The following is a 26,270-nucleotide window of genomic DNA, read 5'->3' as shown; positions in this document are numbered from 1 at the left end:
TGCTATCCCCCATCGACTAGTTGCAGGTTTGCGGGACGGAGTAGCGTTCCGGCCCGCGGTTGGCCCGGCAAAGGCCGCACGTCGTTGAGCATGGCGAGCGGACCTTTGCCGGGGAAAGAGCGCAGGGCTTCTCGCATCTGGATGGCGAGATGCTCCTTGAATGCTGGGTCAATTACGGCCCCCAGAAGAAATAGATTTGCCACCCCTTCCGGGTTTTTCGTAACAAGCTCTCGTTTCAAGAACGGATAATCGAAATCGTTGATCAGCGTATTCCAGAAGCTATGCTGAGCATTTCTCGCAACCTGAGCCCGGATATCTCCTGCGGTATTGAAGTACCAAATCTTCGTGTGCTGCGCATAACCGTACGAGAGTGTCTGAACACCGTCGATTACTTGAGGAAATCCGTGTCGGAACTCCGGCATTGACTGGACAAGTTCGAGATCGGACTCGTATTGTCCCAGCCAATGCTCGACCACCGACTCGTATGGGCACATCACGTCGAGCATCAGCCCAGCATCCAGGGCGTAAGCTGACAACGCCACCTCTCCGAGGAGGATCACGTTCGTCTTGTCGTTTGGATAGGAATACTCCTGGAAGAACCTGTGGAACTCCGGCGTCGAGAACGCCGAGCGTCGAATGAACAGAACGCTCGACTGCAAATGGTAATGGTGCTGATACGAGTCAGAGAGCCCGAAGATATCGCCAGTGGAAGCCTTGAACCGCTGGAAGAGGTGATCCAGCGAGCGGACAGGTCCGATGATACTGTCGTTAATCAGCAGGACGTGGTCGGCCGACTGGACCAGGCCATCCAAGGTAACCAGCGCGCTAACCCACGATCCGAAGTCGCGACCGTAATCGCCTCGCGAGATGAACGTATGCACCTTGTCCTTGAGATGGGCCGCCAATAGCGCGTCGTTCTCGGAGAAACTGTTTACGACGCAGATAGCGTATCCCCTGGAGCGGAGGGCTTCGATCATCTCCAGATGGAAGGTCTGCAGGTTGGCTCCTTCGCAATGAATCGCGAAGACGGCCAGCCCTCCCCTTCTTGCGAGAAGGCCAATTCGATCCAAGTCTACGAAATGCTCCACTTTGCGGAGATCAGCCAAATGGTGCGCACCGGTTCTCGTCACCCCAAAGGGGAATGGTCGCTTTGGACCAGGAGGTGAATCCTCTCCCTTGGCGCGGTTTTGCAGATCGAGAGCGCGCGGCTTCCCCGCCTGGTGTGCCTCCCGCGACCAGCGGCAAACGGCCTGCCCGTTGTTTGGACCGCCATCACCCCCGACATATGCATCCTTCAGCACGAACTGCGCTTCGGGGAGTCCTTGCTCGGCGGCCAAGCGAAACCAGGAGAGCGCTTTTTCGCGGTCCGCCGGGCAGCCCTGCCCCTTCGAGAGCATAACTCCGAAGTTGTATTGCGCGAGCCAATGCCCGAGCTTGGCGGCCCGCTCGTACCAATGAAGCGCACGGGAATGGTCGAGCTTTATCCCCTGACCCGCGGAAAAGAGCACCCCGAGCTGGAATTGGGAGGGCGCATGGCCGGCATTGGCGGCCTTCTCGAACCAGTAAATGGCCGCATGAACATCCCGCTCGCAGCCGCGCCCTTCAATATACACGGCTCCCAACGCGAACTGGGCTTCGACGTCTCCGGCCTCACCGGCCCTTCGATACCATTCCATCGCATCTGCCATGCGGCCATTGCCTCGAAGAAGGTGGCCAAGCTGCAGGGCAGCTCCCGTGTCATACGCGCCTGCAGCCTCCCGCAACAGGTTTTCCGCGCGGATCGGGTCATGCACCCCCTCGCCTCCGTGGAGGTGCAGCATCGCGAGCGCGGTTTTCGCCTCAGGATCGCCGCTGGCGGCCGCCTTTCCAAACCATTCGGCCGCCGCCCGCCAGTCACGCGGAACGCCATCCCCGGCGACGTGGAGCCGGCCAAGGTGGAGTTGGGCCGCGGCAAGGCCGGCTTGCGCAGCCACTTCGTACCATTCGACCGCCTTGGCGATGTCCCGCCCGAATGGCGCGCCTTTCGCATAGAGCACAGCGATGTTGTGCGCTGCGCTGGCATGGCCTTGCTCGGCAGCGCACAGGAACCAGCGTGCAGCCTCGCGAAGATTCTGCACGAAACCCGTGCCGGTGGCATACAGGCCGCCCAGGATAAACTGGGCGCTGGCGTCGCCAAGTTCCGCCGCTCTCTGGTACCACACGCTTGCCTCTTGCAAATCCGGTGCGGCGCCCTTGCCCCGCGCGTAGAACTCGCCGAGAGCGATGACAGACGGAAGGTGGTCGCGTTTCGCCGCCTCGCGAAGATAGGTTTCGGCTTTGCTGAGGTTTTCCGGCAGGCCATCCGCGGTCATATGGAGAAGGGCGGCGTGGTGGAGTCCTCGGGGATCGCCCTGCTCCGCGGCGAGAACGAAGAGACGGCCGGCCTCTTCGCGATCGGCGGGCCTGCCACTCCCGTTGAGGCTCATGTGCGCCAGTGCCACCTGCGCTCGCGGATCACCTTTTTCGGCCGCTTCCCGGTACCAACCTGCAGCCGCGGCGAGATCGACGGGAACGCCCAGCCCATTATAGTGGAGGTCGCCGAGACCGGCTTCGCCTGCCGCCACCCCGTTCTGCGCCGCGGCCTCGTAATATCTGCGTGCCTCGGTGTGATTGGCCGCACAGCCGAGTCCGGAGCAGAGCATATCGCCCAGGACTGCGTATGCTTCCGCCTTGCCGCCGCTGGCGGCTGCACGCAGCCAGTGCAAGGCTTGAACGGAGTCCTGGTCGACGCTGATACCTTGGGGAAACAGCGCCTCGAGCAATTCGTTGCTGCAAACCGACTCTTGGCCCCCCGATTCAGGACTCGTCCGTACGCCGTTCAAGTAGATCAGTCCAAGCTGGAATTGGGCGTCGACATACCCGGCCTCAGCGGCGCGTCGATACCATGACACGGCCTCCGGCGCATTGCGCGTCACGCCTTCCCCGCGCGAATAGAGGACCCCAATCCTGTAAGGTGCCTCGGCGTGGCCAAGGTCGCTCGCCGTTGTCCAGGCTTGGAGCGCCTTGAGTGGCAATCCCTTGCCATATTCGGCCATCCCCCGCCTGAACGCCTTTGCGGCGCGGCGCTGTCTGAAAGAACGAGAAATCATGGTTCGCGCATCGACTCCCCAACGCCACGAATAAACCCACTGAGCAGGAACGCCGCGACGGACCTGGTCCCGACGTTCATATCCGCGGTCAGCGTCATGCCCGGGATCAGCCGGAAGTTCGGCCCAGCAGCTGTAAGCTTGATCGCGTCAATGCTGCATCGCGCTCTGTAATACGCCTCGGCCGGCTGGCCATTGTCGTCGGTCGTAAAGGCGCCCTCGCTGATCCAGCGCACCTTTCCCTCGGCCGCGCCATGTTCGGCGAAATTGAACGCGTCGATCTTGAGCACGCATCTGTCGCCGTTCCGAACGAAGGCGATATCGCGCGAAGCGATGCGCACTTCAGCTTCGAGAGGCGCGTTCGCTGGCATTAGCGTCAGCAAGGGATCGCCCTGCTTGAGGACCGATCCTACCGACAGCTTGGCCATGGTCAGAACCACCGATTCCTCGTTCGCCGTCAACCGTACGAGGTCCTGGCGCTTTATGGCCTTCTCGATCTGGGTTTTGGCCGTATCGAGGCCGTTACGCGCAGTCACGAGCTCTTGGCTGAGCGCCCCAAGCCATTGCTGCCTGAAGGCGTCTCGGTCGGCCTCCAGCGCGCCTATCATATACTGCGCCTCGGTCAGGGCGTGTTGGTCCTTCTCGAGGGACTGCAGGATCTCGAGATGCTGATCCTCCGATATCAGCGCGTTCAACTGGGAGCCGCTGCCCTGCTTGGCAAGCGAGGTCTTCATCGCCAGCACACGCCCCGCGATTTCCTCGCGCTGCCGAAACCTGCTTACGCTTTCCTCGAGCTTCTGGATGGTGGCCCGGGTTTGCGCGATCTTCGCGTTGAAGCTGTCTATCTGTGCATTGAACTGCACCGTGCGCTGTTCATACAGCTTCGTTTGCAACGCGGCGTACTGCAGGAAACCAGGGTCGCTGCTGTCGGCGAAGGACAACCGCGTGTTCTTGAGTTCCGCTTCGATGCGGGCGATCTGCGCTTCCAGGCTCGCGATCTGTAGCCTGAGCTGCTCGACGTCGGCGGCAGCGAAGGTCGGGTCCAAGGTCGCCAGGATTTGTCCGTTTTTAACGCGCTCGCCTTCGCGGACGTCGATGCTTCGAATGATCGACGGGTCAAGCGCCTGGAAAACGCTGACGTCCCGCGTCGAAACGATCCTGCCGGATTGGCTGGTGATCACGCGGTCCACCTGCGTGCAGACCATGACCACGATCACGGCGGCCAGAAGGGCGGCCAGTGCGAAGACGGTCAACTTCGCCCAGCGCGGTTCGGGGGCCTCCCGGATCGCGTCCGTCTCCGACTGGAATTGCCGGATCGCGGCGATTGACGATTGGTCACGCGACACGGCTTTGGCCTCCGAAATTATCCTTGCGAGGCGCTGTCGCCGTGAGGTGTCGGTTCTGCTGGTGCCATAGTTCCTTGTAGACGTCCGAACGTTCCAGCAGTTCATCGTGGGTTCCGATGCTGCTCACCCGCCCGCGCTCGAGCACGAGGATGGCGTTGGCCGACATCAGGGATGACAGTCGATGCGAAATGACGATCAGGGTACGGCCGCTCGCGATGCGAGCGATGTTTGAGGCGACTATTGATTCGCTCTCCGGATCGAGGGCGCTGGTTGCCTCGTCCAGGATCAGAATGCGGGGATTGACGATCAGGGCGCGTGCGATCGCCAACCGCTGCCGCTGGCCGCCGGAAATGTTCGGCGACCCTTCGTAGACATAGGTTTCGTACCCGCGCGGCAGTTTGTCGATGAACTCTTCCGCGCCAGCAAGGCGCGCCGCCTGAACGACCTCGTCAAAGGTCGCATCGGTCTTGGCGGCGATGATGTTTTCCCGGATCGTCCCGCTGAAAAGGAAGTTCTCCTGCAGTACAACCCCGAGATTGCGCCGCAGGTGATCGATGTCGTATTCGCGGATGTCGACGCCGTCGATCTTGATCAGTCCTTCGTAGTTGGAGTGGAGGGACTGCAGAAGCCGGGCGACAGTGGTCTTGCCTGACCCGCTTCTGCCCATGATGCCCAGCATCGTTCCCTCAGGCGCCTCGAACGAAATGTCCTGAAGGACAGGAGAGGTCGAGCCCTTGTACGTGAAGGTGACGTTCGAGAATTCGACATGTCCGCGCACCTTGGCGCGCAGGCCGTTGCCGGAACGGCCCTCTTCTTCTGGCTGGTTGACCAGCCGGCTAACGACCGCGACGGCGATCCGGGCTTCGTCGTACTGATTGACGAGTTGTGCGATCTGCATCAACGGCCCCGTTACCCGCTGAGACAACATCAGGAAGGCGAACAGCGCGCCGACGTAGACGGGATCGTTGGTTGTGATGGCGATGTAGGCGCCGAGCGCGAAGGAGCCGCTGACCGCCAGCCGTTCGAGTGGCCTTACGACAGATTGGATCAGGTTGGCGGTCAAGCCCTCGGCGAAGCGCAGCTTAGTGACCCGAGCGACATGGACGTCCCAAAGCTGCCGTTGGCGTGCGTCGAGGGCCAGCGATTTCACCGTGCGCATTCCGAACAGCGTCTGCGCGAGGAATGCTCCGCGGTCCGATTCCGCTTGTTCGACCGACGCCACCTTCTGTCGGTAGTTTGGCAGCATCGCGAGAAGCCAGGCGACGATGAGCACGCAGATCGCCAGGACGACCGCGGTCATCGCCGGGCTGAAAAAGAACATGAGCGGAAGGAAGAAGATCAGCGTGGTCGAATCGAGGATCGTTCCGAACAGGTGGCCAACGAGGAAGGTGCGGATTCTCCAGACCTGGCTCATGTCGTACGCGATCGTGCCGACCTGAGTCCTCTCGAAGAAGTCCATCGGCAGGTTCAGGACTTTCTCGAATATGTGTGTGAGGAGCTTTGCGTCGATGCGCGAGGTAAGGAAGAGAACCAGGAACTGGCGCAACCAAGCGAATACGGCCTCGAATACGATGAAGACGGCCATCGTCACGGATAGGACCGAGAACGTGTTGAAGGCCTTGTGGTAAATCACCTTGTCGGTGAGGAGCCGCCAGAACATGATCGGCGTCAGCGCCATGATGCCGAGCACGAACGCGCAGATCGCGACGTCTCGCACGATCCAGCGCTCTCGGAAGATCAGGCCGACGATGAACCTGATGCTGAACGGCTGGCGCTCGTCGGCAATGTCGTAGTTCCGTTTGAGAAGAACGGCCTCCCCAGTCCAGGCTTGCTGGAAACGCAACCTGTCGATGACAAGCGGCGCCTCCTGGGTGGAGTTTGGATCCTGCAGCACGACGCGCATGCCCTTGCTTTCGAGGCGCAGCAATACAACCCAGGTTCCGTTCTTAAGCCCGACCACCGCCGGAAGGGCCTTGTCGAGATGTTCGATCCCGAGGTGATCGAGTTGCAGGACCTTCGCCCTCAAGCCGACACCGGTCGCGCAGTTGGCGATATCCTTGGATGACAGTTCCCCGTCCCCAAGCGAATTGCGTTGGATAAGCTCCGAAGCCGTAAGATGGATTCCGAAATGGCGCGCGATGACGACGAGGCAGCCAAGGCCGCTTCCCTCGCGCGATTTCGAACTCTGCGGTGCACGCGTTGTTTCCGCGAGAGCGATCATGGCAAGGCACACCGTTCGGCGGCACGCTCGAAACTACAAATGAACGTGCACAAGGTGAAAATCCGGAGATTGTACGATGAGACTGCGATCGGCGTCGGAGAACGGCGTCGCTCCAGTATGCGTGGCGATCGTCCCGGAATGCTGGTCGGAGATGACCGCGTCGATGCTTGATCGGGTCAGGCCGTGAGCCTCGCCGACTTTGCCCGCCAAGGGCTTGCTCGCTTCGATTGCGGATTGCCGAGCGGCGTCGCCGCCGGGTCGAGCGGGTCCGTAAACGTCGGCGAGATGCCCCTGGCTGACGATATGGGCGCCAGACTCATTTGTTCCAGTTCCGGGATGGAGGATGTCATGCAACAGCAGCCCAGTTCCATCGCCAAAGCCGGCAGCATTGACCGTATGGGCGGGATCAGGTGGCGGCCCACCCGCCTTGCCTTCAAGCCCAGTCCCATGCGCGACTAACGGCTGGCCGAAGCTGCCGTGGGCATGTGTAGACGTCGCCAGCTGTCCCTGATGATGGGCATCAAGGTGAAGAGGCTGGAAGCCTCGGTCAGCCGGTTGCGCCGCATCATGCTTGCCGCGGCCAATTGCGGACGCATCCTCGTCAAGATGGGAGTTGAACTCGGCCCATTGACCGGGGGAAAACTTGGTAGCGCCAGACGCGCTGTCGATTGTCGCCGCAGTGCCAGCGAGAAGATACTTGTTTACAGCGGCAACGGCCGCCTGATCGACATGGTTGGCCGCCAGAATGACAGACTCAAGGTGTATGAACCCAAGATCGTAGATAGCCACAGGCCCCAACCCCTGTTACGCGACCACAACACGCAACTTGCCCTCAGTCGGGGGGTCTAGCTGCCCCAAAATGCTCGGCACGCTCTTTTTTTGTCTCGCGCACCAACACTTGCGCCAAGAACGGCTCCTGGCGGCCCTTATCTCAAGCTGTTAGGAATTTGTTTAGCATGTTGGACTGGCTTGGACAATTATTAGAATGGGTTAATTTAGTAACTTATTAATACGGTTAAAATGGGACCCGACGCTCATATGACCTTTGAAGAGCCCCATCACCACTCCCTCGAACTTCTTGCGGCACAAGCGCTTGCACGGGGCGAAGCGGAGGCAGCATTCAAATTTGCAGACCGCCGGTGCCGGGTCCGCCCGCATCCGGAACCACGAAGCTACGTCCTAAGAGGCCAAGCGCTATTCAGGCTCGGCGACAAGAGCGCCGCCATTCGCGACCTGCGGAACGCGCTCGACCTTGCCCCGGAGGATATCGCTGCCAATCGCAGAATGTTGGCCTGGGCTGACGGCGCAGGCAAAATCGAGGCCGCAGCAGCTCTCATCCCACAGGACCGCGATCTCGACACCTTGCGAGTGGCGATGGAAGTCCTGCACGCTGCCGGTCGACGTCACTTCGGGAGCCTGACCGTTCTCGATGACACGATCGAAGGATGGGCAGTTTGGACGGGACACGAGCCGCTCGAACTGACGGTGACGGACGGGTCCAGCTCGGTTGCCGGCCGCATTCAGCCTGATCCATTGCACGCCTTCAGCGATCTTGGCCGCGCGGCTGGCTTTCGTCTGCCGCGACCAAACTCGCCATCCTCTCAGTTGATCACATTGTCGGTCGAGGGCGAGGAGTTCCACTCCAGGCGGGTTCCGGGCAATGCCGTCTCCGTGAGCCATCAAGGCGCTCCATACGGGAATGGCAGCGTCCTGGCGGCTCAGGTGGACGTCCCGGAGGTGACAGTGGTGGTTCCGGTGTTCAAAGGCTACGACGCGACGCGAGCGTGCCTGGATAGCCTTATGCCTGCTGTCAGGCCCCCACGGCACCGGGTCCTACTGGTCGACAATGCGACGCCCGAGGTCCGTATCTCGAATTACCTCGATGAACTCTCCACCCGAACCTCGGTCACACTCATAAAGCTCACCCGGAACCTCGGTTTCGTTGGTGCCGTCAACAGAGCGCTATCGCTTATCCCGGTGGGCGATGTCGTGCTCCTCAACTCCGACACGATCGTACCGTCCGGCTTTATCGACAGGTTGGCGGAAGCTGCGCGCTCCTCGCGTGATATCGGGACGGTCACCCCGCTGTCGAACAATGGGGAGTATACGAGTTTCCCCATCCCGAACACGGCCAACCCGGTTGGATCCCTCGGCGATGTCACGATCATCGACGGCATCGCCGCCAGGACCAATGCCGGGCATGTGGTCGACCTTCCGAGCGGCATCGGCTTCTGCCTGTATGTCACGCGAGCGTGTCTCGATGCCGTCGGATTGTTGTCGGAAAATTTCGACCAGGGCTATCTCGAAGATGCGGACTTTTGTCTGCGCGCCCGCGAAAGGGGATTTCGAAGCGTGTGCGCGCCGGGTGTTTTCGTCGGACACGCTGGCTCGATATCCTTTGGTCGGGAAAAGAGATCGCTGGTTGTCAGGAATCTTGGCGTTCTGAAGCGCCGATTTCCGGAATACACAAAGCAATCAGCTGCATTCGTCCGTGCCGATCCGCTGCGGCGAATGCGAGAGTCGATCGAGCGAGCGGTTCCTGCATCGGCCGTGCGTCCGCGCCTGCTCGTGACTGGTTCCGGCGCTGTAGGAGCGGTTACGGGTGAGCGAGCGCGCCTGTTGGGGCGCGCGAAAGTCCCCTCCGTAATTCTCGAGGTCCGCCATGAGGCACACAGCACCACTGCCAGGCTTCTGAATGCGGCCGGGGGGCTTCCTCAATCGATACGGTTCCAGCTCTCGCTTTCTAGCGAGCACGAGGCGTTGCGCGAATATGTGAACACGATGCGACTGTCCGGAATCGAGATCCTAGACCCAGCGAAGGTTCCCCTATGCCTGATCGAATTGATTGCCGCGCTTGGAGTTCCCTATGACATTTTCATAGCCGATGCCGGGCTGCTCGGCCGGCACAACGAGTCCCTGTCGGCTGCGGCTATACGATCGGGTCGACAGGATCAGCTCGCGTCGGTGATCCGGTCAAACGATGAGTCAGTCGACGTCGGCGAGCACAGTCGGGTTCAACGGTGGCGCGAATTCTCCGAAGCTGCCGGCCGCATTCTCGTCCCTTGCGATCATGCCCGGGCATTCGCCTCAAGTTTTTTTGCCGAGCACCGGCTTACTGCAATAGGCACTGGGGACGGGGGGCGGAATTCACCGCGCAATCCGACAAAGCAGGCCGTCTCGCGGCTGGGGCTTGTCCCAGTCAGATCCTGCGCAGAAGAACAGTTCCTCATGTGTTCCCTGGCACGGGTTCTACGCGAAAAGAGACCGGAGCTGTCAATTACGGTTATTGGCTCGACACTTGATGATCACGGCTTGATGCGGTTCGGCAATGTGTTCGTCACCGGCTCGGTGGAAGCAGCGGAACTCGACTGGGTGTCGAGGTCTTATGGTCTGCAGTCCCTGTTCCTGTGCGCCACCCGGCCCATATTCGGCCATCCGCTCGCTACCCTCGCCCTCAATTCTGCGCTTCCGGTAACCTTCTTCGACTGGTCCCTCGGGCGGCTTAAGTCCAGAAAGGGCGACCTTCCTATTGATCCTGGCTCAGATCTCAGTGACATCACCAGCAGCCTCTGCGAATGGATGGAATCCTGAGATGCCTGATCCTGGCGGGTCGGACCCCGCAACCGCGCACCGCTTGTGGACGGAATTTGCCCGTGCAGGCGAGCGGCACTTCTTGGGATTTGTCGTCGACCAGAGCGACCGCGAACGCAAGTTCGCGGTCGAGATTCTGGTGGACGGATATCCGCTGAAGGTCCTACTGGCGCAGGACTATGTCCACGAACTGGCCGCAGCGCAGGTCGGAGACGGCTGCTACGGATTTTCCTTTTCGCTGGACCAGAACGTCCTCGCCGACGGCGCGGTTGTGGAGGCGCGGTTGGCGAACATCGGAAACGTTGTAGGCCAGCCGATCGCCCTGGAATGCGCATTGCCCCCCTTGCGCGATTCATCTGCCGTCGGGGCCGTCCGCTGGCTCGGCTCGCTTCGCTTCTCCGGCTGGGTCGCCAACCTCGAAGAAGCCGGAGAGCTGAACGTTTTCGTCGACGGGGTCCTTATTACGCGGGCTCGAGCATCAGGATGGAGCCATGTTGGCGATGGGCAAGACGCCCGTGCTGTTCGCGCATTCGACGTTCATTTGCCGGAAAGATTCGCAGACGCAAAGGCTCATCAGCTCGAGGTGGTCAATTGGCTTGGCGAGAGCTTGGCCGGGAGCCCCGTCGCTTTTCTCGCTATTCCAGGCGTTCCATACGAGGGCGCGGCACATGCGGGGTGCCAAACGGCGCGGCAGTATCTGCCTGGATCATGGCCCTTGTCACGGTACCAAGAATGGCGGGAACGGTTGCCAGTCAATCCCGGCCCCGGCGAAGCGCGGCAGGTTGCCGTTGTTATGATCGGGTCAGAAGGGATGGATGTCTCCCAGGCGAGCTTGCATGAGCAGAGCCATCCCGACTGGGTTGTCCCCTTTTTCTCAAGCGGAGCGGAGTTGGCGACATTCGACCCAGGTCCCGTGCTTTCCTTTCTAGAGGGAACGGACTGCGCCTATGTGGTCTTTGCGCTTTCAGGAACCTTATTCTCGCCGACCGCAATGCACCGAATTGTCGGTGCTTTCGCCGCGTTCGAGGGAGCGCGCGCGATCTATGGCGATTTCGACATCAGAGGCAAGGACGGGTCGGTTTGGCCGATGGCGTTGCCAGCCTTCGACTACGAGCGAATGCTGGAACTGGGTTACTGCGCCCACCTGTTCGCGCTTCACTCCGCCGACGCAATCCGCTCCTTGTCCAGCGGCGCGTCGAACCTCTATCGCCTGTTTAACTCGATACTCGACGATCGCAACTCGTCCAACCACGATATCATCCATCTTCCGGGGGCGCTGGCGATATTTCCCTCCTTCGACGCGGCAGCGGCCCGCCCGGCCCTGGCGGCGGCCAGCCTGGCCTGTCTTGAGCGTAGAGGGATCGAGGCCACTGCTACGCCGAACGTAGCAGGCGTATTTCCCGCAGTGCGGATTAGTCGGAATGTCGCGAGCAGGAGCGCAACCGTCATCGTTCCCACGCGCAATCGGCGGGACCTGTTGGAAGACTGCATAGAGTCGATCCGACCTGCGTGCAAAAGAGAGCGCGTTGAGATTGCGGTCGTTGACAACGACTCCTCAGACACGGCCACGCTCGCCTACCTGGCACAGATCGACAACCGGATCGCCAAGGTTTTGCGCGTGCCCGGGCCGTTCAATCGGGCTCGCCTTGTCAATAGTGCCGTGAGGGTCACCAATGGCGATCTGCTCTGCCTAGTAGACCCCCACGTCAGGGCGTTGGACGATCTATGGCTGCAGGAGATGATGGGCCGGATTGGAGAAACGGACGTCGGGGCGGTGGGCGCCCTGCTCGTCCGGACCAGCGGCGTTGTACAACATGGCGGTGTCGTGCTCGGCCCCGGATTTGCCGCAACCCCTGCCTTCAGCGACCGGGTCGACGGCGATTTCGGATATGCGGATTTGCTGGTGGCGGCGCACGAATGCAGCGCCGTGACGGCGGCGTGTCTGATGACGCGCCGGAGCGACTATCTCGAGGTCCGCGGCATGGACGAGGTGCGCTTTCCAGCCAATTTCCATGACGTCGATTACTGCCTCAAGCTGCGCGCGCTTGGACGGCGGATCGTATTCACGCCGCACGCGAAGCTCGTCCATGACGAGCCCGCTCGCAGCGAAATCCAGGCGCCGCTTTTCGAGCGCGAGGTGCAAAACCTGCGCACGAAGTGGAGCAGCGTCCTCGTTGCGGATCCCTTTTACAGTCCCATGCTTTCTCTCGATCCATACCCGTTTTCAGCTCTTGGCTGGCCCCCCCGCGAGATGGGACCAAGGGACAGCCGATCACCGCCTGCTCTCGGCGTTCCGCATGGGTTCTGAAGGCTTCGAACCAGAAGGTGCGTAGATGGCAAGCGACGTCGAATGCGTAGTGGTCGGAGCTGGCGTTGTCGGGCTTGCCATAGCGCGGGAACTGGCGCGCGCGGGTCACGAGGTCGTTGTTGTCGAGCAGGAAGCCGCGATCGGGGCGCACAGCTCATCCCGGAATAGCGAGGTCATCCATGCTGGGATCTACTATGCGCCCGGAAGCCTCATGGCGCGTCTTTGCGTGCAGGGGCGAGAACGGCTGATCGACTATTGTGCCACCCGGGCAGTCCCGTATTCACTATGCGGAAAGCTGATCGTGGCTGTCACTGTGGATGAATTGGATGTCCTCGACCGAATTGCTGATCGGGCCAGACAGAACGGGGTCACGAGCCTCGTCAGCCTGACCGGAGCTGAGGCTCGGCAAATGGAGCCCGATATCCGGTGCGTGGCGGCATTGCTCTCGCCGGGCACCGGCATAGTCGACAGCCACCAGCTGATGCTCTCCTTTCAAGGCGAGGCGGAAGCTGCAGGGGCGATGGTCGCGTTCGGCAGTCCTGTGACCGGCATCCGGCGTGACTACGGCGGGTTGCTCGTCTCGGTAGGCGGCGAGAACCCGGTGGAAGTTCAGGCGCAAGTCGTTGTCAACTCCGCCGGCCTTTTCGCGCCGAGCGTCGCCGCAGCGATCGAGGATATGCCAGCCCATCTGGTGCCCAATCCTTACTTCGCCCGTGGGAACTATTTCGTGCTCTCAGGGAAGTCGCCGTTCTCGCGGCTCGTCTATCCCGTTCCGGTGCCGGGAGGCCTGGGGACGCATGTTACGCTAGACCTGGCTGGGCAAGCGAGGTTCGGGCCGGACGTGGAATGGATCGAACGGATCGACTACTCGGTGAACTCGTCCCGACTGCCGCGCTTTGCAGAAGCGATCCGTCGCTATTGGCCAGCCCTCGACGAAAACCGGCTGCGCCCGGGATATGCGGGCATCAGGCCCAAGACCGCCGGGCCGAACGAAGCGCAGCAGGATTTCCTCATTCAAGGCAGCGACATCCACGGCGTGCCGGGCCTTGTCAATCTGTTCGGGATAGAGTCGCCTGGATTGACAGCCTCACTTGCCATCGCCGCGCACGTTCGGGAGAAGTTGATGAATTCATATTCGGTGTACCTGACTTCATCGGGCACCGCGCGAGGTAAATGAAAAGCCGAGCACACGCACGTCGCCAACCGGCTACTGACCGCGTCGACACCTGGCACCCGCGGAGCCTGCTTACAGGCAAGGCAGAACTTACCGCTACGACCGAGGTGAGGCGCAAATTGTTCACGGCTCCACTCGTGAAGTGGAGCCGCTCTTGATCAAACCTCAGTTGCCACGGCAAGTTCGAGAGCATCTTCTACGTCGACACCCAGATAGCGGACCGTATTCTCGATCTTGGTATGACCTAGCAAAATCTGGATGGCTCGGAGATTTCCCGTCGCTTTGTAGAATATCCATGGAGCCGCGCCCGCACCTAAAGGTGGCCGCATCATGACGAGTCTCGCCATCGCCGGGCAAGCGAATTTGTCGAGGGCGCCGACCGACGCTTCTGAGAGAGACAGGGCTCAGGACTCATTGGAGATGACGGTTGCGGCTGGGGCGATGACGGAGAAGAAGGCGGTCGGGCACCAGCGCGACATAAATATCAAACCGACAGCTGCTTTTGGGATTTTCATTCGTCGGCGCGAACGACCGATATTAGGCGCGAAGCTGCCATCCAGAACGCCCAAATACCGAACCTAGTGTCCCACTTTGTCCATAAGCACCCGCAATTCGGGCTGATGCGCGACGCAGAAAGTTCGAAAAGCTTCCAGGAGCCCCAGGCAAACTGGACGCTGCATCGGACACTTAGGTCCCGCGGATATCGTGGCGAACGTCCTCGACGGAGCGGCCAATTTCATCGGCAAAAGAGCGTCCGAATAGGGCTGTCGGCGGCTCCGTCGTGGGAACGAAAAAAGAAGAGAAGCAGAACTTTCGTGTGCGTTTTTTGCACACGACATCTCGTAAGTGGCTGGTTTTGCTTGAGTGTCCGTCCAATCCAGCAATCGCCGGAAAGCGAAGCCGAAGTCCGCGAGCCCCTGCCCCCGCTGGCAATAGGAAAGATCAACTGTTGGCCGCTTGGGCCATTTTCAGTTACAGCATGGCGGCAGGGTTGCCGCTCTCAAGGCCGACGTTCAGCTTGATCGAACAAAATTTTCTGGCTTTCTTCCCGCTGTTCTTCGTATCGCTATGGCTGGCGGTCACGACGGTTCTCGCGGTGTTGTCGGGTTGGTTTCGGCTTATGGCGAAGTTTCCAAACCAGACCGTGGAGCCGCTACTGAGAATTCGCGGTCAGTCTGGCTCAATGGGATTTGGCGTCAGTATGCAGGGCATCTTGACGTTCAGTGTGTGCCCTTCGGGCCTCCGGGTCGGAATCATGCGGGTGTTTGGACCGTTTTGTCGGGACTTTCTTGTTCCCTGGGAAGCCCTCAGGGTCATTAGGAAAAGCTCCCTGTTTGGACCGGTCGCAAGGCTTCAATTTGGGTACCCCGCGATCGGATACTTGACCATTCCGACACGCGTTGCCAACAGGGCTGGCAGGTGCGGCGATGGTGCAGTGGCCAGAGACTGGGCCGTTCCCTGAAGAGAAGCGTCCTGACGCGCTGCGAAGGCTGCTGACCCAATGGGCTGCGACCACTTGCGCCGCAGCCCTGTTCTTTGCGCTTGCGCCCTTGGCTCTCGCGCCGACCGGAACGCGTCCACCGATTGTAGTCGCTATCCTATTTGCGGCGATCGTCTTTGGCGTGGCCGCAATCCTAAGATATGTCCTCGAAAACAATTGAAAGCGACGTCAGGCCGACCTCGATCCGGACTGGCGATCAACCATAACGCGGAGCCGAGCACCACGCCCAACGATTGAACTCTCCGAGATGCGTCGCAAATCCGCCGTCCAGCGGACGAAAACGCTTACGGTGATCGTCTCATAGAGGAAGCGAAAGCAGGCAAGGAAGCTATCCCGAACAAGGTTCTATGGATGATGCCAGGCGGAGAACACCAATCCAATCGCAAGCGCGGTCACCGCATAAAGAGCCGGCAAAGCACTGGGTTTGACACTAGCCCGCAGTAAAGTGTGTCCAAGATGGTCTGTGCCGCCAACCCATGGCTGACGTCCCTGAAGCAGGCGGCGGATGATAACGAACATGGCATCGATCAGTGGGACTGCCGTCCAAGCCAATGATGCGCCAAGCCCTTTGCCAGAGGCGCACAGCACAATGGCCGCGCCAAGCAAAAGGCTTCCACTGTCACCCATGAAAACGCGCGCCGGCGGATAGTTGAAGCAGAGGAATCCCGCGCATGCGCCCGCGCCGGCCAATCCTGGATCGCCGCCCACACCCAGGAAAGCTGCTGCGACCGCACTCGCTGCAAGACCATCCGCGTGATCGAGCATATTGACAGCGTTGCAGGCTATCCAGATGAAGACCGGGACCCACCACAAGCCTGTGACGATCCCGGCTAGGACCGCCGCTGCGGCTAGTGCTGCAGCTTTGGCACCGGCCGAAAGCGACCGGACGTCATCGAGAGCGCCGATCAAACAGAAGGCAGCCAGCAGGAGAACATGATCGACCGGAAACCACGGGGACATCGCAATCAGGATGGCGGGCCCTGCCAGTCGAGGAACCTCGCCCGATGTATGCCATCGATCGCTCTTTACCTTCGAGACCGCGCCGGTACGGACCGCGAGGCGCGCAAGCAGCCAAACGCAAGGAAGCGCGATAAGCAGGGCCCCGAGAAACGGGACCAACGAGCCAAGCGTCAAGCCATTACTCGTTCAGTACGCATATGCTCGATGCAGTCGGTGATTATCTGTTTTGTGCTTCGAAGCGGGCGCCAGCCTGTCGTCTTGGTCAAAAGGCCCGTGTCGGGTACGCGATCATAGGTAACAGCGAACCTCTCACCGAAGATCGCGTTGGAAGGCTTCCTGACGATAGGTGCCTTCGTCTTGGCGGCTTCAACCACCATCTTTGCAAGATTACCGATCTGCAACGCCTCGCTGCCCCCTAGATTGACCGGTCGTCCACGCAAAGACCGGGATCGCATAACGAGCAGCAACCCCTCTGCAGCGTCGGCAACATGGAGAAATGCCCGCCTCTGCTCGCCGTCGTCGTGCACAACGAGCGGTTCGCCCTTCAAGGCTGCGCTGACGAAGACCGGCAGCACCAAGCCGGTTGCCGGGCTCTGGCGCGGCCCGGCCATGTTGAATGGCCGCACGATCCAGGTCGGAATTCCGAAATCGAAAAACAATCCGGCGACCAGATGCTCGACTGCTGCCTTGGCAGCGGCATACCCCCACCGTGGCCGGAGATCCGTCATCACAGGATCGGCCTCGGTAATTGGGCGGTCACGGCCGGAGCCGTAAACCTCAGAACTCGATGTATAAAGAAGTGGACGCCGATGCAGCCGACATGCCTCTACAATTGCGCAGCCTGACTCGAGAATGCCGCTGGTAACGGCAAAGCGTTCCTTATGGGCAAGTTGGACGCCGATTGGGCTCGCCAGATGAAACACAGCGTCAGCCTGCCCAACCGCGTGACCGACGGCCGCATTGAACGCTGGATCGCCAATCCTGAAGGTATGGATAGTCAAGCGGGGGTCGCTTGCTGGAAGATTCCCCAGCGAACCATTCGAGAGATCGTCGATAATGGTTACATTGCAGTCGCGTGCGAGCAGCAAATCGACGAGTGCCGACCCCACGAAGCCTGCGCCACCTGTAACCAGAACATGAGTGTGCGGGCCTAATTCAACCATGTCCGCGCTATGGTTGTCCAAAGTTTCCACCCTCCAGATCGCCCCTCGCCTCGCAACGCAGGGACAGTCTTTCTATACAGTCAAGTACGGAGCGAACAACCCGTTTTTCTATCAAGCTGCCGAGTTTTCGTCGTACTCCATAGGATCGACGGATAAGCACCCCGTCCTGACATGTGCCAGAAGCCAGATGTTTGGCCCATGGGGGCAGGACTGATTCTAGCTACTGCTACTGTGCAGGTTTCGTCGTTGTTAGCGTGAAACAATTGTAGCGGTATCCCCATGTTTCTCTCCGTTCGAACTACGAGGACGGCTAAAGATTCGAATGTGTGACGGAAAGATAGCCAGCCAGCGATTCCCGCCCCCGCCTCATCGACTCATGGAGCGCAATCAGGCTATGACACCTAGGAGTTGGCTCGGGGGGACTCTTGAAATTCGAGCATCGACCAGACATTGACGGCTTGCGCGCAATCGCTGTGCTCGCGGTCATTTTATTCCATTTCGATGCGCCTGGTTTCTCGGGAGGATTCGTCGGCGTCGACATTTTCTTTGTTATCTCGGGCTATTTGATCACACGGCTTTTGGTAACCGGAGGCGGCCAGCGGTCGCTAATTGAATTCTACGCCAGGCGAATGCGCCGGATACTACCGGCAATGCTCGTGATGATTTGCCTATCGCTCATCACGGGTTGGTTTCTGCTGCTCCCTGGAGACTATGCCAGCTTAGGCCGCAGCGCGGCTTATTCCACGCTCGGGTTGGGAAACTACTACTTCCTGTGGAATACGGGCTATTTCGACCGCGACGCGACACTGCTGCCCCTGCTGCATCTCTGGTCGCTCGGCGTCGAAGAGCAGTTCTATCTCGCATGGCCGGTTTTGCTTCTGATTGCTACCCGACTGTCGCGGGGCCGCCGGGCGCCCATCGTCGTAACGATCTGCGTCGTCGCGCTGATTAGCTTCTCGATCGCCCTTCTGCTGGGGGCGGTGGATCCTAAGCAGGCATTCTACGCTCCTTTCAGCCGGGCCTGGGAACTGGCCTTGGGCGGTTTACTCGTGTTCGTCCCGCCGACGGGCCGTCGAGCTACTTCCGAGGCGTTTGGTCTGGCCGGCCTTTGCCTGATAACCATCGGCACCATCTGGTTATCATCGAGCCGGCCCTTTCCGGGCCTGAGCGCGCTCGTTCCGGTGGTCGGCGCTATGTTACTCGTCTGGCCCCATTCGCAGTCAAGGGTCACGGCATTCCTTGCAGTGGCGCCTCTGCGGTTGACGGGCAAGATTTCCTACAGCCTCTATCTTTGGCATTGGCCGATCCTCGTCTTTTTCCGTCACTATGCAGGCACCGCAAAGCCAACGACTACCGAGGCGTGGGTCCTTGTCGCGGCGGCCTGGCTCGTTGCGTATCTATCATGGCAATTCGTTGAGGAGCCCGTTCGCCGCCTGCGGCTACCGGCTTTCAGGACGCTCATGGCTGGAGCAGCCGCCGCTCTGGCGGTCGCCTTAAGTGGCAATGCCATCTTCGACGCTAGCGGATTCACCGGCAGGATCCCAAAAGAGGTCGAGGCAATGCGGAGCCTCGATGTGATGTGGGATTGGCCGTGTCCACAGACGGTCAGCATTCCCGAGTTGGGCAGTACTTTTTGCGCTTTCGGCGCGCGCTGGGACAAAGCAAAACGTCACGCCGTGCTGTGGGGTGACAGCCATGCGGAGCATCTCGCGCCGCTAATCAATATTGTGGGCCAACAAGAGAACACGGCCTTCTTTCTTTATCATGCCTGTCCGGCCGCATTCGGGGAAGGTGTCCATCGCGATTTTCCAGAACAGCCAAACTACCAGGAAAGCTGCGCATCGTCCCGAGAGGCAGTCGTCGATATGCTGAGACAGCGAAAAGACATAGATCTCGTGGTGCTGTCTTCTGCCTGGACAAGCCTGACTTACACCAATGTCGTTGCCGATGACGGGCACCAGACGGACAAAGTCCTGTTGTTGCGCAACGGCCTGCTCGGCCTCGTCAAGGAAATCGCCGCCCCGCAACGACGCATCGGAATCATTGGGCAGGTCCCGGGACCGGGCGTGGATTTGACTTCCTGCGCGGCGATGCGAGAAAGCAGGATACTGAGACGCTGCTCGACCGATATGGACAGCGAGCGAATCCTGCGGCTGTGGTCGCCGATGGTGACTGCGCTGGGCTCGCTTGCGGACGAGAATGGGGTGTTCTTCGTCGATCCGCTCAAAGGCATGTGCCCGGACAGGCACTGTGCCACCTACATCAACGGCGAGTTCATTTACCGCGACGGATCTCACATGCGTAGAAACCTGGGATCGGAGACTGACAAGGTGCTTGCGCGGACGATGGGTCTCTACAAGGCCCTCGCCGCAAGTGACGACCAAACCCGGATGTCGGCGGCGAACCCCCTGCAGCCTTCGACCACCAACATAAGCAATTGACCCCGTGATGAGAGGCGGCCGAGCCCTGTCTTGGACAGCGATTGGCGTGGCCCTGCGGGAAGACAAGACCGTGCCGTCCACTGGAGCGCAAGGTGGCTTACGCTCGTCTGATGCCTATGTGGTGGCCGACAAGCCGGACTATCGTCGCACAGACATAGACGGACTTAGAGCGGTCGCCGTTTTAGCGGTGCTCTTTTTTCACTTGAGAGTTTCCGGCTTTTCCGGCGGCTTCGTCGGCGTTGATATTTTTTTCGTGATCAGCGGCTTTCTGATCACCCGCATTGTTGCAGCAGACATCGAGGCAGGACGCTTCAGTTTTGCGCGGTTCTACGCGCGCCGGGCTCGCCGCCTCCTGCCAGCCTTCTTCACGACACTGACGGTTTCATGCGCCGCCGCATTTCTATTGCTTGCGCCTCAGCATCTGGAAGGCTTCGCGAATTCTGTCGCGGCTGCAGCCTTCGGCGTTTCGAATATCCTTTTCTGGCGCGAGTCGGGCTATTTCGACCTCGCCGCACGCGTGAAACCGCTTTTGCACACCTGGTCCCTGAGTGTCGAATGGCAGTTCTATCTCGTCTGGCCGCTGCTGCTTTCAGTTTTGCTTGCGCTATTCCCACGGCGGATTGTCTGGCCGGTACTGGCAATCGCCACTTTAAGCTTCTGTCTTATCCTCGTATTCCAGGACGGATCATTTTGGCTGCTTTCCCGAACGCGGGCGTCTGAATGGATCGCGGGCGGCCGTGCGACGGTCTTCTACAACACGCCTTTTCGCGCGTTCGAATTCGCTTGCGGCGCGGCTCTGGTGTGGCTCCCGAGGCCGCGACCCGCCATTGTTCACGAATTCCTTGTGTTGTTTGGCTTGGCACTCATCTTGGGCGCCATCTTCGTTCTCGATAGCGGCTCGCGCGCTCCGGCTTGGAACGTCCTTCTGCCTGCTGTCGGCGCATCGATGGTGCTGCATGCGGACCGATCGCGGTGGGCAGGACTTGTCTTACGCAACCCTCCGGCCGTGTATATCGGCCGTATCAGCTACTCGCTTTACCTCGCCCATTGGCCCCTGATCGTGTTTTGCGAATATGGCCTCGTTCGAGCACTCCTGCCGACGGAGGCCATCCTTGTCGGGCTGACATCGCTCGTCGTAGCGGCTCTGATGTTTCATGTCGTCGAGCAACCTTATCGAGCCGGTCGCGACTTCATCCGCCCTTCCAGACTGGCCTTGGCGGGCTTGGTCTTGTTCTCCATCGCCAGCTACGCGATGTCGGGGGGAATGCCTTGGCGAGTTCAGTCGTTCGCCGCGGGAACGGAACTTGCCGACAGCGCGGCCTTGAAGGCGATCACCGGTTCATTGGATTGCCAGGATTTCTGTGAATTCGGAAATCTTCAAAGCCCAAGGAAAATCTTGGTCGTGGGGGACTCGCACGTCGACCACTACACACGCGCGCTCGGTGAACTCGGGGGGCAAGAGTTCCATTTTCTGTTGGCGCAAGCAGGCAATTGCTTTTTCGGTGCCGATCTTCAGACGCGGACCAGCGGTGCCGTCACGCGCCACTGCCGGGCCGCAAACGACCAGGCCGCGCGCTGGTTGGAGGCCGGTGGAATCGTGGCCATCGTTCAAGGGCAGCGCTGGCCTGGATATCGCAATCTCCTCGAACAAAAAGCCGATGGCGTTCCAGTTGATTTGCCTGATCCGGCGAAGCTGTTCCCGGCGATGCTCGGGGACATCGCGAAACTCTACGCCGGTTTTCGTGGTCCGATCATCCTCATCGGGCACGCCCCAAATACCAACCTGATCTGCGCCCTGAGGCCAGCCTACTTCTCTTTGCCGTGCCCGATACCCTCGCGGGTGGAGCATGTTATGTTCAAGGCAGCGTTTGACGAGTTCGCAGTGACGCATCCCGGGTTCGACCTGGTAGATCCCGCCGAAAATCTATGCCCCGCGACTGGGTGCCACGCGACGGATAGAGAGGGACATAGTTACTACGTCGATGACCACCACCTCTCGATCTTCGGCGCAAGGCTTGTTGCTCCGAAAATCATCCAGAAGCTTGAGACCGATTTATCGGCAGCATCAGCACAGCCATCGTCGCTATCGACCAGGCGATGATCGTGCCCAAAAGAGTGAAGCAGAGCGCGCTGGCCGAGACCGGAACCGCGACCTGGTAGGTTCGTTCGCTTTTGCGGGGATCGCTCGCATCCGCGGTCGCGAAGAGCACCGCGTCCTGCCAGCGAAAAGTATATTCGCCCGGCCCGACGGCGGGCCATTTGTGGGGGGACCAGTCAACCCGCTGGAGCGGTGTCCCATCCTCGCTCAGATAGGACGTTTGCCATTGGGGCATGCCGGCGAGGGTGTCAAACCGGAAAAGGCCCGGAAAATGTGAGCGCGGTAGCAATGCCTCGTATGCGCCCCGCGCGGTGTACATGGTTCCGTTCGGGAGCCGTCCGGTCGTCACCGGCGGCGTGACGAGCAGTATTGCAGCCCAGCCCGCAGCAAATGCCGCAACGCCCGCCGCGGTTCCGAAAGCAAAGCTCCAGGGCTCGCTTCTTCCGGTTGGCGACGAGTGTCGAGCGGGCCCTCTGCGCTCGGCAAGCATGCCGCCAATTCCCAGGGCGACCGGAAGGAAGAGAGAGGGAGTGAGCAAGATGTCATGCGACGTCAGCATCACCCCTACGAGCGCTATGCCAAGAGTGAGATGATCGGCGTTGCGGGCAAAGCAGAAAGCGAAGCCCACCAGGCCGATCGGAATTAGCCAGCCGAGGTGACCAAATGCGATTGCGAAGAGAAGGAAGGTGTTGTGGGGCGCAAGGGCCTGGGCCTCTTCAAGTCCGCGGCCAAAGAAGCCGCCTTCCCTATAGGCAAGAAAGCCGCGCTCCAGAAAGAGAGCCCGTGCCGAGATCGAGTTTCTCATGCCTTCATCGGTCAGGCGTTCGCCGATCGCCTGCATCTTGGCGACGTTTGTGGTTTGGCTCACCTCGGGCGAAGATGCCGCGCCGGGCGGTGATGCAGCGACAGCGTCTGCAGGTTGACTGGCTTTGGGAGCTAGGGCCGGAGGTATTGCCGGCGGCGGCTCGATGCCCACAAGCTCGCTCTGCCCGGGCGGAGCCAGTTGCGCCACCGAATTCCCTTCGGGTGCAATCGGGACTGAAGCGTCTGGGGGCGATGGATCGTCAGACGCATCGACAGCCTCGGATGCCTCGTCGAGCGCCCTGTTGACCGACAAGACGCCGGCGAAGGATTCCTCGATGGCCAGGCGGAAATAAGCATTTGTGGCGAGCGCGATACCTATGGCACCTGACAGCACTAATGCGACGACGGCCGCCCGGCCCCAGCCCTCGAAATCGATCTGAAAACGACGGCCTCGGCTAAATTGCTGCCAGAGGTGAATGATCAGCGGCACTGCCACGGTACCAAACGCGGCGAGCAAGGTCGAACGGGACAGTGTGGCAAGCAGCGCCACGCCCACCAGCACAAGGAAGCTGCCTCGCCATTTCTGCGAGACGGCGCGGTAGGTTGCCGCCGCGCCAAGCAAAAGACCTGCCGCCGCGACATTGGGATTGATCGCCAGGCCGGCCGCCCGGCCAGGCGTGTTGGTAAAGCCGTTGGCGAACAAAAGGTCGAGGAAGCACGCCACCGCACCGAGTGCAGTGACGGACGCCGAGATGCGCAGCAACGTCGCGGCGTTGGCGGCAAGCATGAAGACAATCGCGGCGCCGCCGAGAAAAAGCGTGATCAGATAGCATGCCGCGACGATCTCGACCGGATGAAGCGCAACCGGAGCGACTCCCATGATGGCGGCGATCGCAAGCAAAAAGATGGCGCTGCGCACGTCCCGACGTGTCGCAAGAACGGTGATCGCAACAATCAGCACGCCGCCATAGAGGGCGTGGAACACGAGCCTCGCGAACTCGTCCCGTCCCGTGAAGAACGGCAGAAAATATGGCATGAACCAAGACTGGTAGAGGACGATGATGAACGCGCAGAGTCCAGCCGAGATGTTCGTCACCATCGCCCGCAGCAAATGCGTCGAATGCGCTGAGCGTTCCGAGCGGGCAAGCCCGCTCATTCGTCAATCCGCGAGATAGAGGCGTTCATATGCATCGACCATAGCTGCTGTCGAATAGCGTTCCCGCATCGTCCGTTGGCGAAACTCTCGGTCGGCTGAGGGCTCCGGCAACCGATCGAGAACGGCGAGAAGCCCACGAGCCAGATCGGCAGGGTCGCGAGGCTCTACCAATACACAACCCGGCATGCCGGTGACAGCCTCCGGATTTCCACCGACGTTCGTGGCGACGACAGGAAGACCTGCCGCGAGCTTTTCCATCAAGGCGTTGCAAAAGCCCTCCTCGTGGGAAGCGATCACACCAACGTCCATGCCAGCGAGCAGGCCAGGGACATCACTCTGCATTCCTAAAAGCTGCACTTTCGATGCAATGCCGAGCCGCTGCGCTTGCTCTGTGAGGGCAGCCCCGATCCCCCGATCCTGTCCTGCTATGAACAGCCTCAGCGTCGGTCGGCTCTGGCTCGCGCGGGCGAATGCCTCGATGAGATCGCTGTGCCCCTTATATGGAATCAGATTGGCGACTATCGCGATGCCAATATCGTCAGGATCGAGACGAAGGTGGCGCCGCGCCTCGTCCCGGCGACGGTCAATGTCATCGAAGCGGCTGAGGTCGAGACCGTTCGGAATCACGCGGACGCGATTGACATCGTAGCCGTCGCGAGCCGCTATATCGGCCGCGACCGCATTGGAGTTCGCAACAACCACATGGGAAAGCCGATTGGCGATCCGATCCATGCGCTTCAGCCGCGGCCATCGCTCCTGATGGTTGCCAAGGCCGCGTCGCGACGTGATGACGAGGGGTGCCAGCGCGAATCGCCCCGCCAGGGCACCCAGGAAGTTGGTCAAAGGAAGGAAGGCATGGACCGCGCGCGGCCGCGTCCAGGCTATCCGACCGACAAGCGAAGCGACCGCGGCGCCAAGAACCAGCATTGCCTTCACGCTTGGGCGCGTCTTCGCGGCGACGCTCGGTTTGGCATCCTGCTTGGCAGATGTCGACGATGCGGTGGACGGAGTCGGGCGATGAAGTCCGTACAATACCGGGATCCCGGCACGATTGAGAGGCTCAGCCAGAACGCCGCCAAGCGAAAGTGAAAAGACTTCGACCTTCCAGCCCCGTTTCTTCAATTCCTTGGCAAGCAGCACGAGCTGGCTTTCCGTGCCGCCGTGATCGAGCTGGCCGATAACAAACAGCACGCCGCGACGACGCCGTCTCCGGAGCCTGGTCGAAGACACGGTCGAGGACTTTTGTGCCTCCGCATCAGTCATCGGAGCTTCTTCTCGCAGCACCATCTGCTCGCCGCTCACACTCACTGGTCGGCTTGCCATAGGATATAGGACCTCTGCAAGCGTAAGCTCCTGTCGGGCAATGAGAGTTCACAAATGGTCACGAGCGAATTTGAGATCCGAAATCAGGGGGCGCCGGAAATCGGCGGCGGCACGGACTGTGCTTTGTCTTCGCGAAGCCGAAGCACCATGCCGCCGGTAACGAGCAACATGCCCACGGCGAGAAGCATGAGCGGCGGCGCCCATTTCAACCGTTCGAACTTTGCTTCGTACGCACGCAGGCCATTGTAACCTTCGGGAGTCCCGAGCGGCTGCCAGGACTGAGCATATGCTTCTTTTAGAAGAGGCAGCATCGTACCGAACTGCGCGTAGTAGGAATCGATGATCGACGGATCCTGTTGTATTTCGGCAAGCGACTGCGGGACGAAGACGCCGTAGTCGGGATCGAGAACGTAGCCATTCGACTGAACGACGGTGTGCGCGGGCGCAGCGTATATCGTCGCTTCAATCCCCTGATCTGCGAGAATGGAATAGACAATCTTCGAAACCTGGGAACAAAACCCGTAGCCGCGGTCAAGGGCTTTGCGAGGGGTCGCAAATTCATAGTTCTGCAGGTTTTCCCGGTATTCCGGCCGAAAGCTGAGCATCCAAAGCAGGTAATTGTCGAAAACGCTGATCCTGGTGTAGCGCGTATCAGTCGCAGCCCAGCTGTCACCTTCGGTCCAATAGTGCACCATCCCGCCAGCAACGGCCTTTGTCAGGCGATCGAGATATGCCTGCATCGGCTCATCGGGGCCACGGTAGAGGTCCTGGATATTTCCTATGTCCTGCCCGAACCCCAGCGGCCCCTCGGTTGCCGCGGCAGGCGGTGCCGGATAGGCGCTGACCAATCCGAGGGGGTACGCTGAGACAAAAAACAGGAAGGCTGTTCCGATGCCAGCCAGCAAAATGCCAAGCGAGCGCGCCAGGCCCGATATTAGGCCCGGGCGCGGTGTTCGATACCGAATCTTGATGGCATCACTCATTGTTGCAACGTAGCACCGAGCCGCAGTCGCAGCCTTATGTCCATCGTCGGGAATTTGTGGACGGACTATTTTCTGG

The 26,270-nt window shown here is 60.4% G+C and carries 14 protein-coding genes and 1 pseudogene; 5 read left to right on the top strand and 10 right to left on the bottom strand.

What is annotated here, in order from left to right; genetic code table 11:
• Positions 1-2: 2 nt before the first annotated feature.
• From RFM98_RS25065 to RFM98_RS25050, 4 genes are read right to left on the bottom strand one after another with little or no spacing between them, the layout of a single operon-like run.
• A complete protein-coding gene (locus RFM98_RS25065; RefSeq protein WP_320311306.1) occupies positions 3-3,074 on the bottom strand; it encodes a rhamnan synthesis F family protein in 3,072 nt (1,023 codons plus the stop codon).
• Between the two features lie 50 nt (positions 3,075-3,124).
• Positions 3,125-4,471, bottom strand: coding sequence for an HlyD family type I secretion periplasmic adaptor subunit (locus RFM98_RS25060; protein WP_320311305.1), 1,347 nt, complete (start codon positions 4,469-4,471; stop codon positions 3,125-3,127).
• Positions 4,461-6,692, bottom strand: coding sequence for a peptidase domain-containing ABC transporter (locus RFM98_RS25055; RefSeq protein WP_320311304.1), 2,232 nt, complete (start codon positions 6,690-6,692; stop codon positions 4,461-4,463). Before RFM98_RS25055 ends, RFM98_RS25060 begins: the two co-directional genes overlap by 11 nt.
• Before the next feature lie 33 nt (positions 6,693-6,725).
• Positions 6,726-7,481, bottom strand: a complete 756-nt coding sequence (locus RFM98_RS25050) for a hypothetical protein (protein WP_320311303.1) — start codon at positions 7,479-7,481, stop codon at positions 6,726-6,728.
• Positions 7,482-7,730: 249 nt separating this feature from the next.
• On the opposite strand from RFM98_RS25050, the gene RFM98_RS25045 reads away from it, so the two are divergent.
• From RFM98_RS25045 to RFM98_RS25035, 3 genes are read left to right on the top strand one after another with little or no spacing between them, the layout of a single operon-like run.
• Complete coding sequence (locus RFM98_RS25045) at positions 7,731-10,283, top strand: glycosyltransferase (protein ID WP_320311302.1); 2,553 nt, start codon at positions 7,731-7,733, stop codon at positions 10,281-10,283.
• 1 nt (position 10,284) lies between these two features.
• Positions 10,285-12,591, top strand: a complete 2,307-nt coding sequence (locus tag RFM98_RS25040; RefSeq protein WP_320311301.1) for a glycosyltransferase family 2 protein — start codon at positions 10,285-10,287, stop codon at positions 12,589-12,591.
• A gap of 25 nt (positions 12,592-12,616) precedes the next feature.
• The gene (locus RFM98_RS25035; protein WP_320311300.1) at positions 12,617-13,768 is read left to right on the top strand and encodes an NAD(P)/FAD-dependent oxidoreductase; all 1,152 of its coding nucleotides are present in this window, start codon (positions 12,617-12,619) and stop codon (positions 13,766-13,768) included.
• 155 nt (positions 13,769-13,923) lie between these two features.
• On the opposite strand, the pseudogene RFM98_RS25030 reads toward RFM98_RS25035, so the two are convergent.
• The 3 genes and pseudogenes from RFM98_RS25030 to RFM98_RS25020 form a co-directional block, all read right to left on the bottom strand.
• A pseudogene (locus tag RFM98_RS25030) lies at positions 13,924-14,058 on the bottom strand (integrase); the annotation flags it as partial.
• Positions 14,059-15,611: 1,553 nt separating this feature from the next.
• On the bottom strand, positions 15,612-16,400 hold the full coding sequence (locus tag RFM98_RS25025; protein ID WP_320311299.1) for an undecaprenyl/decaprenyl-phosphate alpha-N-acetylglucosaminyl 1-phosphate transferase: 789 nt from the start codon (positions 16,398-16,400) through the stop codon (positions 15,612-15,614).
• Positions 16,397-17,410: an NAD-dependent epimerase/dehydratase family protein gene (locus RFM98_RS25020; protein WP_320311298.1), complete on the bottom strand. Its 1,014-nt coding sequence runs from the start codon at positions 17,408-17,410 to the stop codon at positions 16,397-16,399. The genes RFM98_RS25025 and RFM98_RS25020 overlap by 4 nt, the downstream gene beginning before the upstream one ends.
• Before the next feature lie 404 nt (positions 17,411-17,814).
• Here RFM98_RS25020 and RFM98_RS25015 point away from each other — a divergent pair, with 404 nt between their 5' ends.
• Together RFM98_RS25015 and RFM98_RS25010 are read left to right on the top strand one after the other, a co-directional pair.
• Positions 17,815-19,830 (top strand): acyltransferase family protein, encoded by a 2,016-nt coding sequence (locus RFM98_RS25015; protein ID WP_320311297.1) that lies wholly within the window; start codon positions 17,815-17,817, stop codon positions 19,828-19,830.
• A gap of 46 nt (positions 19,831-19,876) precedes the next feature.
• Positions 19,877-21,931 (top strand): acyltransferase family protein, encoded by a 2,055-nt coding sequence (locus tag RFM98_RS25010; protein ID WP_320311296.1) that lies wholly within the window; start codon positions 19,877-19,879, stop codon positions 21,929-21,931.
• Here the strand turns inward: RFM98_RS25010 and RFM98_RS25005 are convergent.
• The 3 genes from RFM98_RS25005 to RFM98_RS24995 all read right to left on the bottom strand — a co-directional run bounded on the left by RFM98_RS25005 (position 21,861) and on the right by RFM98_RS24995 (position 26,194).
• Positions 21,861-23,888 carry a hypothetical protein gene (locus tag RFM98_RS25005; RefSeq protein ID WP_320311295.1) on the bottom strand — a complete coding sequence of 676 codons (2,028 nt, stop codon included), beginning with the start codon at positions 23,886-23,888 and terminating at the stop codon, positions 21,861-21,863. The two genes, RFM98_RS25010 and RFM98_RS25005, sit on opposite strands and share 71 nt — an antisense overlap.
• Before the next feature lie 3 nt (positions 23,889-23,891).
• Positions 23,892-25,151 carry a glycosyltransferase gene (locus RFM98_RS25000; protein ID WP_320311294.1) on the bottom strand — a complete coding sequence of 420 codons (1,260 nt, stop codon included), beginning with the start codon at positions 25,149-25,151 and terminating at the stop codon, positions 23,892-23,894.
• Positions 25,152-25,294: 143 nt separating this feature from the next.
• Positions 25,295-26,194, bottom strand: coding sequence for a hypothetical protein (locus RFM98_RS24995; protein ID WP_320311293.1), 900 nt, complete (start codon positions 26,192-26,194; stop codon positions 25,295-25,297).
• Between the last annotated feature and the right edge of the window lie 76 nt (positions 26,195-26,270).

It is taken from the genome of Mesorhizobium australafricanum, from assembly GCF_033977265.1.
Classification (GTDB): domain Bacteria; phylum Pseudomonadota; class Alphaproteobacteria; order Rhizobiales; family Rhizobiaceae; genus Mesorhizobium; species Mesorhizobium australafricanum.
This window is presented reverse-complemented; position numbering and strand designations above follow the sequence as displayed.